General features: G+C 69.2%; 6 protein-coding genes. 5 read left to right on the forward strand and 1 reads right to left on the reverse strand.

Features of this window, described 5'->3' with window-relative positions; genetic code table 11:
* Window positions 1–43 precede the first annotated feature (43 nt).
* A complete protein-coding gene (locus D6860_RS23430) occupies window positions 44–1,063 on the reverse strand; it encodes a nucleotidyltransferase family protein (protein ID WP_076625715.1) in 1,020 nt (339 codons plus the stop codon).
* Window positions 1,064–1,354: 291 nt separating this feature from the next.
* On the opposite strand from D6860_RS23430, the gene D6860_RS23435 reads away from it, so the two are divergent.
* The 5 genes from D6860_RS23435 to D6860_RS23455 all read left to right on the forward strand — a co-directional run bounded on the left by D6860_RS23435 (window position 1,355) and on the right by D6860_RS23455 (window position 8,706).
* Window positions 1,355–2,131: a transglutaminase-like domain-containing protein gene (locus D6860_RS23435; RefSeq protein WP_076625630.1), complete on the forward strand. Its 777-nt coding sequence runs from the start codon at window positions 1,355–1,357 to the stop codon at window positions 2,129–2,131.
* Window positions 2,132–2,210: 79 nt separating this feature from the next.
* Window positions 2,211–3,962: a sigma-54-dependent Fis family transcriptional regulator gene (locus tag D6860_RS23440; protein ID WP_093411880.1), complete on the forward strand. Its 1,752-nt coding sequence runs from the start codon at window positions 2,211–2,213 to the stop codon at window positions 3,960–3,962.
* A 156-nt stretch (window positions 3,963–4,118) separates the two neighbouring features.
* On the forward strand, window positions 4,119–5,918 hold the full coding sequence (locus D6860_RS23445; RefSeq protein ID WP_076625633.1) for an NAD(P)/FAD-dependent oxidoreductase: 1,800 nt from the start codon (window positions 4,119–4,121) through the stop codon (window positions 5,916–5,918).
* Window positions 5,919–5,986: 68 nt separating this feature from the next.
* Window positions 5,987–7,042: a 2,3-butanediol dehydrogenase gene (locus D6860_RS23450; RefSeq protein ID WP_076625634.1), complete on the forward strand. Its 1,056-nt coding sequence runs from the start codon at window positions 5,987–5,989 to the stop codon at window positions 7,040–7,042.
* Window positions 7,043–7,485: 443 nt separating this feature from the next.
* Window positions 7,486–8,706 carry a GTP-binding protein gene (locus D6860_RS23455; protein ID WP_076625716.1) on the forward strand — a complete coding sequence of 407 codons (1,221 nt, stop codon included), beginning with the start codon at window positions 7,486–7,488 and terminating at the stop codon, window positions 8,704–8,706.
* Window positions 8,707–8,770 lie beyond the last annotated feature (64 nt).

The following is an 8,770-nucleotide window of genomic DNA, read 5'->3' on the forward strand; positions in this document are numbered from 1 at the left end:
TCCGGCTCATGTCCGGCCCCGTTCTCCCGACTGTGCCGGGCGGTCAGACGAGGCCGGCGAGGCGGTCGCGCGTCTCGGGCATCCGCGCAAGGCTCGCCGCGAGCCGCTCGCGCCAGCGCGGTCCGCGTGACTGCGCGTCCTCGTAGGCCTCGGCCAGATCGTCTGGCCGGTCCTCCGCCAGCACCGCGACGAGGAACGCCGCCTGCGCCCTGTCCTTGCGGGCCTTGGCCTGCGCCGGGCCACCGCGCCGACGGTCGGCGACGATAAGCTTGTGGATCGCGAAGCGTTCGGGGCGGGGGATCTGCACCAGCACCCCCGAGCGGTAGAGCGCGAGCGCGTGGATCGGCTCGGCGATCAGGAAATTCAGGTAGTTGAGCGCCTGCGCGCTGACCCCGAGGGCGGGCAGGGGCTTGACCCGCTCGTCGCCGAAGGCGGGCGTCAGGAACTCGACCATCGCCTCGCCCCGGCTCTGCCGCCATTTCCAGACCTGCCGGTCGTGCACACCGGGCACCGCGTCGAACTTCAGCGCCTGCAGGATCTCGCCGGGGGCCTCCTCGACCGTGTCGCCAAGCGCGACCGAGAGCCGCTCGAAGCTCGCGAAATCCACGTCGCCGGTCTGCGCCAGTTCGTCGGAATCGAAGCGCACCCCCAGCTCGCCCTGGTAGAGTGCATAGGCCCCGGTGCCGACCATCGTGCCGCCCAGCCGGAACACGCCGGCGCGGGCGAAGGCCAGCAGCATCGAGCCGGTTTCGCGGTCGGTGGTCGCGAAGCCTTCGGCGCGCAGGGTGCGGGCCAGCCGCGACATCCGCTTGCCGCGCTCGCGCGATTCGTCCCGGAGCGCGGCGGCCCGGTCGAGCCGCGCCCGCAACTCGGGGCTGTCCTCGCCGAGGTAGCGGCTTTTCATCTCGGTGCCGATGCGGAACTTGTCGTAGAGATAGGTGCGGCCGTTGCGCCGGCGCTCTTCGATGCTGCCGACAAGACCCGAGACCGCCTCGTCGAGATGCAGGCGCAGCAGGTCCTGGTAGGCCACCTGCGCGGCGCGGGAATGTGACGTGATCTGCATGGAGGCTCCGACCTGCCCGGCGTCTGTGTGCATCAAATATATCTTTGCTGCACACGGGCTGCAAGTGTGCAGCGAACCGGTTTTTGATGCACACTGCGCCGCATGGGCCGCAAACCCCGCCCCGGGCGTGCGAAAGACGCGGATCTTTCGTTGAAACCGCGCTGCACAGCAGTTACGGGCGGTCGCATACGCCGCCAGTCGCGACAGCCGACTCGCGGAGCCGTCCCGACCCGGGACGGCCAGGCACGGACGCCTCCCAGACAGACCACACTCGATCCAGAGGGATACCGGATGCGCATCAACGTCGACGTCACCATGCACTACCGCTTTGCCTGCCCGAACACCGTGTTCCTCGCGCTCGAGGCGGCGCATACCGACGGCCAGGAGATCGTCGAGGAGCAAATGCGCTTCGACGATGCCGTGCTGACCCGGATCAGCGGCGACGCTGGCGTGGGCCAGCGGATCTGGGGGCAGGTGCAGGGCACCGAAATGCGGCTCGAGTATCGCGCGCTGGTCGATGTCACGCGCACGAACGAGGATCTGCTCGGGCTCGAGGCCGCGCCGCTGCACCGCATTCCGGCCGAGGCCGTGGCCTACCTGCGCCCGTCGCGCTACTGCCAGTCGGACAAGTTCACGACCTTCGTCGCCAAGCGCTTCGGGCACCTCGCCGGCGGCGAGAAGGTCGCGGCGATCCGCGACTGGATCGAGGAGGAGCTGTCCTACGTGCCGGGCAGCTCCGACGCAGACACCAACGTGCTCGAGACCTTCGCGGGCCGCCAGGGCGTCTGCCGCGACTATGCGCACCTGCTCTGCGCCATGGTCCGCGCCGCCAACATCCCGGCCCGCATGGTCGCGGCCTACGGGCCCGACGTGACGCCGCAGGATTTCCACGCGGTCGGGCAGGTCTGGCTGAACGACGCCTGGCACCTCGTCGATCCGACCGGCATGTGCACCTCGGACAGCATGGCGGTGATCGCCGTGGGCCGCGACGCCTACGACATCGCCTTCATGGAATCGCAGGCCCCGGCCGAGCTCCTCTGGCTGAGCGTCCAGGTCGCGCGCGCCTGAGCGGGGCGCCACCGACCGACCAAGGTCTATTATCTCTCGCGCTCCACCCGTGTTAGGGTGTGGGCAGGGAGAGAGGATCGTGACGCTTCACGGCCATGTCAGGGAAATCGAGCAGGCCCTCGAGGGCCGGGCCACCGGGCGCGATGCGCAGGTGACGGACTCGTGGCGCCGGTGTGTCGAGCTCTACAAGATGGACCCTGCGCGCGCCGATCCCGCCCACATCGTGACCGAGCCGGAACTGCGCCAGCACCGCAAGCAGGCCGAGTGGATGATCTCGGCGGCGCGCTCGGGGTTGCAGAACCTCTTTCGGCAGGTCGCCGGTCAGAACTACGTGCTTCTGCTCGCCAACGCCGAGGGGGTCTGCGTCGACTTCTTCGGTGACCCGTCGTTCGAGTCCGAGCTGCGGCAGTCCGGGCTCTACCTCGGAGCCGACTGGTCCGAGGAACTGGCGGGCACCTGCGGCGTCGGCGCGTGTCTGGTCTCGGGCGAGCCGATCACCATCCACCAGGACGACCATTTCGGCAACGCCCACACCGGACTGTCATGCACCGCCGCGCCGATCTACGACAGCCTCGGTCACCTTGCCGCCGTGCTCGACATCTCGCTGCTGCGCAGCCCCTCGCCGAAGCGCAGCCAGAACCTCGCGATGAGCCTTGTCACCACGTCGGCCCGGCGGGTCGAGATGGCCAACCTGATGGCCGAGAGCCGCAGGGAATGGGTGCTGCGGCTGTCGTCCTCGCCCGAATTCCTCGACGTCGACCCCGAGGCCGCGGTCTCGCTTGACGGCGCGGGGCGGGTCATCGGCTTCACCCGCGCCGCGCAGCGCCTGCTGGGGGGCGATGTCCCGCTGCTCGGCACCCCGGTCGACGAGCTCCTGCACATGTCGGTGGACGATCTTCCCGACCTCATGCGCGACCGCCCGACCGAGGATCGGCTCGTGCACCTGCGGGATGGCGGCGCGCTCTTCGGTCACGCGATCTCGCCGCAGGCGCCGCGCACCCGCCCGAGTGCCCCCGCGCTGCAGGCCCGTTCCAGCGCGGTGCAGGGGCTCGCCGGGCCCGACCCGGCGATGTCGCAGCTTCTGGCGCGCGCCGAGAAGCTCGCGCCGACCGGGGTGCCGCTGCTGATCTCGGGCGAGACGGGCACCGGCAAGACCCGCCTTGCGCGGGCGATCCACCTGGCGGGCAAGGCCGAGGCGCTGTTGCAGATCGACTGCGCCGCGCTCGGCGTGGAGGATCTGCGCGCACGGCTTGGCGGCTGCGCGGCGTCGGGCACGCTGCTGCTGCGGCGGATCGAGGACCTGCCCGAGGACAGCCGCAGGGTTCTGGTGGCCGAGCTCGACGCGCGCCGCCAGCTGCGGGTGATCGCCACGACGACGGCGGACCTGTCGGCGGCGGTGGGGCAGGGGGCCTTTCCGGCGACGCTCTATCACCGGGTCTCGGGGGCGCAGCTTGCGCTGCCGCCGCTGCGCCAGCGACAGGACCTCGGCTGGATGATCGAACGGATGCTGCGGCGGCGTGCGCCCGAGGGCGTGCGGCTCACGCCCTCGGCGCGGGTCGAGCTGCTGGGGCGGTTCTGGACCGGCAACCTGCGCGAGCTCGAACAGGTGCTCGACGTCGCCGTCGCGCTTGCCGAGGGTGACGTGATCGACGCACCCGACCTGCCGCCCGCCCCCGACGCCCCGAAAGCGGACGCGGCGCCCGAAGAGAGCCTCGAGCAGGTGCTGGAATCGTGCCACTGGAACATGGCGCTTGCCGCGCGGCGGCTCGGGGTGAATCGCTCGACGGTCCTGCGGCGGATGCGCAAGGCCGGGTTGCGCGCCCCCGGCTGAGCCCGGCTGCAGGCCAGCCGCGTTGCGCGGCGTTGCGCGCGCAACATGCCGCGCGGCAGCATGTCCGAAACGTCTTCGAAGAGGTCCGCGCGCGTTGCGGGCGCGCCCTCCGGGCCCCGATAGTCGCGGCATCACCGCGATTTTGGAGGAGACGCGATGCTAGACTCAACCGCAACCCTGCAGGTCCAGGAGGTGCTCGACACCCTGAACGACGCCTTTGCAAGCGGCGACGTGGACCGGATCACCGAGCTTTTCGCGACCGATTGCTACTGGCGCGATCTCGTGGCGATGACGTGGAACCTCAAGACCGTCGAGGGCCGTGACGCCGTCGCCGACATGCTGACCAGCCAGATGGGCGAGGTCGCTCCCGGCGGGTTCGCGATCCAGGACGGCGAGATCCCGGTCGAGGAGGACGGGGTCACCACCGCATGGATCACCTTCGAGACGAAGACCGGCCGCGGCTGGGGCCTGATGCGCCTGCGCGACGGGCGGATCTGGACGCTGCTCACCAGCCTGCGCGAGCTCAAGGGCTTCGAGGAGACCCGGGGCAAGCGGCGCCCGATGGGCGCCCAGCACGGCGCCGACCGCCATCGCACCACCTGGAAGGAGGCGCGCGAGGCGGAGGCGGCAGAGCTCGGATACGAGACCCAGCCCTACGTCGTCGTGGTCGGTGGCGGGCAGGGCGGCATCGCGCTCGGCGCGCGGCTGCGGCAGCTCGGGGTGCCGGCCATCGTGCTCGACAAGCACGACCGGCCCGGCGACCAGTGGCGCAACCGCTACAAGTCGCTCTGCCTGCATGACCCGGTGTGGTACGATCACCTGCCCTACATCAAGTTCCCCGACAACTGGCCGGTGTTCGCGCCCAAGGACAAGATCGGCGACTGGCTCGAGATGTATACCAAGGTCATGGAGCTGAACTACTGGACCCGCTCAGAGGTGCAGTCCTGTTCCTACGACGAGGCCTCGGGCGAATGGACCGTGCGGGTGAACCGCGACGGCGAAGAGGTGGTGCTGAAGCCGAAGCAGCTCGTGCTGGCAACCGGCATGTCGGGCAAGCCGAACATGCCGACCTTCCCGGGCATGGAGGACTTCCGGGGCGAGATCCAGCACAGCTCGCAGCACGCGGGCCCGGATGCGTGGACCGGCAAGAAGGTCGTGGTGATCGGCTCGAACAACTCGGCGCATGACATCTGCGCGGCGCTCTGGGAACACGAGGCCGACGTGACCATGGTGCAGCGCTCGTCGACGCATATCGTGCGGTCGGACAGTCTCATGGAGATCGGGCTGGGCGCGCTCTACTCGGAGGAGGCGCTCGAGAACGGCGTGACCACCGAGAAGGCCGACATGATCTTCGCCTCGCTGCCCTACCGGATCATGCACGAGTTCCAGATTCCGCTCTACGACCAGATGCGCGAGCGCGATGCCGAGTTCTACGCCGGGTTGGAAAGGGCGGGCTTCCAGCTCGACTGGGGCGATGACGGTTCGGGGCTGTTCATGAAGTACCTGCGGCGCGGCTCGGGCTACTACATCGACGTCGGTGCGTGCCAGCTCATCATCGACGGCGAGATCAAGCTCGCGCACGGGCAGGTCGACCACTTCGAGGAAGACGCCGTGGTGCTGGCCGACGGCACGCGCCTGCCGGCGGACCTCGTGGTGCTGGCGACGGGCTTCGGCTCGATGAACGGCTGGGCCGCGGACCTCATCAGCCAGGAGGTGGCGGACAAGGTCGGCAAGGTGTGGGGCCTCGGCTCCGAGACCACCAAGGACCCCGGCCCGTGGGAAGGCGAGCAGCGCAACATGTGGAAGCCGACCCAGCAGGAGAACCTCTGGTTCCACGGTGGCAACCTGCACCAGTCGCGCCACTACTCGCTGTATCTCGCGTTGCAGCTCAAGGCCCGTCTCGAGGGGCTCGATACCCCGGTCTACGGCCTGCAGGAGGTGCACCACCTGCACTGACCGACCCCGCCCGGTCCCGTCGTGGGGCCGGGCCCTTTTCCCCGATAATCAAAGACCTGGAGGATACCGTGAAAGCAGCACGCTGGCATGGCGCAAAAGACATCCGCGTCGAGGACATCGACGCCCCCACCCCCGGCGCAGGAGAGATCAGGATCAAGGTGGCCTGGACCGGCATCTGCGGCAGCGACCTGCACGAGTATCTTGCGGGGCCGATCTTCGTGCCGGTGGGCGACGCCCACCCGCTGAGCCACGACAAGGCGCCGATCACCATGGGGCACGAATTCAGCGGTGTCGTCACCGAGCTGGGCGAGGGCGTGACCGACCTGGCCGTGGGTGACCGAGTCGCGATCGAGCCGATCTTTTCCTGCGACGACTGTGCCGCCTGCCGGGCGGGGCTCTACAACCTCTGCGACAAGCTCGGTTTCGTCGGCCTCTCGGGCGGCCACGGGGGCTTTGCCGCCTACTCGGTGGTTCCGGCGCGGATGGCGCACAAGATCCCCGACGAGCTGTCGATCGACCAGGGGGCGCTCGTCGAGCCTGCCGCCGTCGCCGTTCACGCGGTGCGGATCAGCCAGATCAACGTCGGCGACAAGGCCGCGGTCTTCGGGGCCGGCCCCATCGGGCTTCTGGTGGTCGAGGCGCTGAGGGCGGCCGGAGCCTCCGAGATCCACGTGGTCGAGCCCTCCGAGACCCGCCGCGCCAAGGCGCTGGATCTCGGCGCGACCAGCGCCATCGACCCCGGCGACACGGACCCGGTGCAGGCGATCCTCGCGGCCACCGGCATCGGCGTCGACGTGGCCTTCGAAGTGACCGGCGTCGCGCCGGTGCTGCCGCAGGCCATCGATTCCACCCGCTACGAGGGGCAGACCCTCGTCGTGTCGATCTGGGAAGGCGAGGCCTCGTTCCAACCCAACACGGTCGTGCTGCGCGAGCGCCAGATCAAGGGGACCATCGCCTATCGCCACATCTACCCGGCGGTCATGGAACTGATGCGTCAGGGTTACTTCGCCGCCGAGAAGCTGGTGACCAAGCGCATCGCGCTCGACGACATCGTGGCCGAGGGATTCGAGACGCTGGTGGCCGAGAAATCGCAGATAAAGATCCTGGTCGAGGCGCCGGACTGACCGGCTGTTTCGAACCGGCGGGCGCCGCGCGGCGCCCGTCTTTTCCGGCGCTGAAGGGCGCCAGGCGGATGCGGCTCGATCACGAAATGTCGGGAGGGGAGGAGCGCGGCGACCCTCAGGGAGGAGGAGAGAGGGCCGCCGCTGATTTCCGAGGCTCAGGGAGGAGGAGAGAACCTCAGAAACCGTGAGGCACCTTTCGGCGCCGTTGTTGACTATCTACGTCTCGCCGCGGTGCAGAACAAGACGCACCTCTGCAAGTCCGCTCTGTCGTATGTGCATGGCGGGCAAGGTTCCGCCGCCGGGCGCAGGGTCAGCTGCACGCCGCCATCCCGGAGCCGCCTTCGCAGGGGCCTGCGGCTCTGCTGGAAACGGGCTTGCGCCGGCTCGATGGGTCTTCTAATTGTTATGATATAACGTAACACTAAAGATCCATGGAGAACGCCATGCCACGCCAAGATGCGCGCCTTCCCGTGACCGTGCTTTCGGGGTTCCTCGGCGCGGGGAAAACGACGCTGCTGAACGCCGTCCTCGCCAATCGCGAGGGCCGGCGCGTCGCGGTCATCGTCAACGACATGTCCGAGGTGAACATCGACGCCGACCTCGTGCGGGACGGCGGTGCCGGCCTTAGCCAGACCGAGGAGACGCTCGTCGAACTGACCAACGGCTGCATCTGCTGCACCCTGCGCGACGACCTGCTGCAGGAGGTGGGCCGGCTCGCCGAGGAGGGCCGCTTCGACTACCTGCTGATCGAATCGACGGGCGTGTCCGAGCCGCTGCCCGTGGCCGCCACCTTCGAGTTCCGCGACGAGACCGGCGCAAGCCTTGCCGACGTGGCGCGGCTCGACACGATGGTGACGGTGGTCGACACGGTGAACCTGCTCGAGGATTACGCCAGCCACGAGTTCATCCGCGACCGGGGCGAGAGCCTCGGCGACGGCGACGACCGCACGCTGGTCGACCTGCTGGTCGATCAGATCGAGTTCGCCGACGTGGTGGTGCTCAACAAGTGCAGCGACGCCGGCCCCGACAAGCTGACTGCCGCGCGGCTCATCGTGACCTCGCTCAATCCCGACGCGCAGATCGTCGAGACCGACTACGGACAGGTGCCGCACGACCGTATCTTCGACACGCGGCTCTTCGATTTCGAACGCGCGCACACCCATCCGCTCTGGGCCAAGGAGCTCTACGGTTTCGCCGACCACATCCCGGAGACCGAGGAATACGGGGTGTCGTCCTTCGTCTACCGGGCGCGGCGTCCGTTCGATCCGCAGAAGATCCACGACGTGCTCAACGGTCCGCTGCCCGGCGTGATCCGGGCCAAGGGCCACTTCTGGATCGCCACCCGTCCCGACTGGCTCGCCGAGTTCTCGATGGCGGGCGCCATGAGCAGCATCTCGCCGCTGGGAAACTGGTGGGCCACGGTGCCGCCCGAGCGGCGGCCGGACCATCCGCAGGCGGTCGCCTACCTCGAGAAACACTGGCAGGAGCCTTTCGGCGACCGGCGGCAGGAGCTGGTCTTCATCGGTGCGGGCATGGACCGCGCGGCGATCACCGCACGGCTGGACGCGGCCCTGCTCGACGGTGCCGAGGCCTTTGCGCCGCATCTCTGGGCGGGGCTTCCAGACCCGTTCCCGGCGTGGCGCCGCGCCGCTGCCGGGGCCTGACCGTGCGGCCGGGGGCGAACGGGGCAAGCCGACTGCCGCGCCGGCGGCGCGCGGTGGCGCCGAT

It is taken from the genome of Salipiger sp. D13, from assembly GCF_003703915.1.
Taxonomy (GTDB): domain Bacteria; phylum Pseudomonadota; class Alphaproteobacteria; order Rhodobacterales; family Rhodobacteraceae; genus Salipiger; species Salipiger profundus.

Coding starts and splice junctions, on each gene's coding strand:
- D6860_RS23430 (WP_076625715.1), bottom strand. CDS start 1,063: ATGCAGATCACGTCACATTCCCGCGCCGCGCAGGTGGCCTACCAGGAC.
- D6860_RS23435 (WP_076625630.1), top strand. CDS start 1,355: ATGCGCATCAACGTCGACGTCACCATGCACTACCGCTTTGCCTGCCCG.
- D6860_RS23445 (WP_076625633.1), top strand. CDS start 4,119: ATGCTAGACTCAACCGCAACCCTGCAGGTCCAGGAGGTGCTCGACACC.
- D6860_RS23455 (WP_076625716.1), top strand. CDS start 7,486: ATGCCACGCCAAGATGCGCGCCTTCCCGTGACCGTGCTTTCGGGGTTC.